1 pseudogene is annotated in these 1918 nt (G+C 42.6%); it reads right to left on the bottom strand.

The annotated features are described in order from the left end of the window. A pseudogene (locus tag LG369_RS08460) lies at positions 1 to 1918 on the bottom strand (fibrillin); the annotation flags it as partial.

Raw genomic sequence — 1918 nt, 5'->3', positions numbered from 1 at the left:
CCTGGAATTACCTTAGTTGTTGAACCATCTTCGAAGGTTGCAGGTGTATCATCATCCATCGGTACATCTGGGTTACCTGGTGTGAATGTTGGTTTACCTGTTTGTGTTTGACCTTGAATATCAGTAGATGTTGTAGGATCAGCTGTTGGAACAACTGGAGTAATCTTAGGTGTGTATGTTGTTTCAGCTGGAGTGCCGTTGGCATCCTTAGCTTGAACTTTAACTGGAACTACTTCACCTGAGTATGACTTATCAGTTGGTGTAAAGGTTACAACACCTGTTTCTTTATCAACTGTGAAAGTACCAATAACTTCACCACTTGGAGATTTAGCATCTACAGAAGCAGCAGGTTGACCATTTTCGTCAAGAAGAGTAATGGTATCTTTGTCGATTGGTGCAACTGGATCACCTTCTGTGAAGGTTACAGTACCAGTTTGAACCACACCTTGAGGTGCTTCTGATTCAGCCGGAGTTGCTGTTGGTGTTACTGGAGTTACAGTTGGGGTGTACTTAGCCGTTACTGGCGTACCGTTCTTGTCAACACGTTTAACAGTCACACCTGTTCCTTTACCTGTGAATGATTTTTCTGGAACAAATGTTACTGTTCCATCTGGTGCTACTGTGTATGTACCTTCACCTGGAATTGTCTTAGTTGTTGATCCATCTTCAAATGTTGCTGGAACATCATCATCCATTGGTACGCTTGGGTTACCTTCTGTAAAGTTAGGTTTACCTGTTTGTTCTTGACCTTGTTTGTCAGTTGATGTTGCATCTTCAGCAGTTGGTTTAACAGGAGTTACTGTTGGGGTGTATGTCGCTGATGCTTTTGTTCCGTTCTTATCTTCGCGGACAACTGTCACAGACGGTGCAGTTCCAACGAATGATTTTTCTGGGACAAATGTTACTGTTCCATCTGGTGCTACTGTGTATGTACCAACTCCTTCTACTGTCTTAGTTGTTGATCCATCATCAAATGTTGCTGGAACATCTTCGTTGATTGGTACACGGCTATCACCCTCAGTAAATTCAGGTTTACCTGTTTGTGTTTTACCTTGAATATCTGTTGTTTCTGCTGGTGTTGCAGTTGGTTTAACAGGAGTTACTGTTGGGGTGTATGTCGCTGATACTTTTGTTCCGTTCTTATCTTCGCGGACAACTGTCACAGCTGGTGCTGTTCCAACGAATGATTTTTCTGGGACAAATGTTACTGTTCCATCTGGTGCTACTGTGTATGTACCAACTCCTTCTACTGTCTTAGTTGTTGATCCATCATCAAATGTTGCTGGAACATCTTCGTTGATTGGAACAGTCTTCTCAACACCGTTAACTTCAACTGTACCACCCTTGAATTCAGGCTTACCTGTTTGAGTTGCACCTTGAATATCTTTTGTTTCTGCTGGTGTTGCAGTTGGTGTTACTCCTACAACTGTTGGTGTGTATGTCGCTGATGCTTTTGTTCCGTTCTTATCTTCGCGGACAACTGTCACTGCTGGTGCAGTTCCTACAAAGTTTGGTTCTGGAACGAATGTTACTGTTCCATCTGCTGCAACCGTAAATTCACCAACACCTTCTACTGTCTTAGTTGTTGAACCATCATCAAATGTTGCTGGAACATCTTCGTTGATTGGTACACGGCTATCACCTTCAGTAAATACAGGTTTACCAGTTTGTGTAGCACCTTGGATATCTGTAGTTTCAACTGGTGTTGCTGTTGGTGTTACTGGAGTCACAGTTGGTGTGTAGGTTGCTGAAGCTTTTGTTCCGTTCTTATCTTCACGGACAACTGTCACAGCTGGTGCAGTTCCTACAAAGTTTGGTTCTGGAACGAATGTTACTGTTCCATCTGCTGCAACTGTAAATTTACCAACACCTTCAACAGTCTTAGTTGTTGAACCATCGTCAAATGTTGCTGGAACAT

The sequence above is a fragment of the Streptococcus sp. Marseille-Q4154 genome (assembly GCF_916700545.1).
In the GTDB taxonomy this organism is placed as follows: domain Bacteria; phylum Bacillota; class Bacilli; order Lactobacillales; family Streptococcaceae; genus Streptococcus; species Streptococcus infantis_I.
This window is presented reverse-complemented; position numbering and strand designations above follow the sequence as displayed.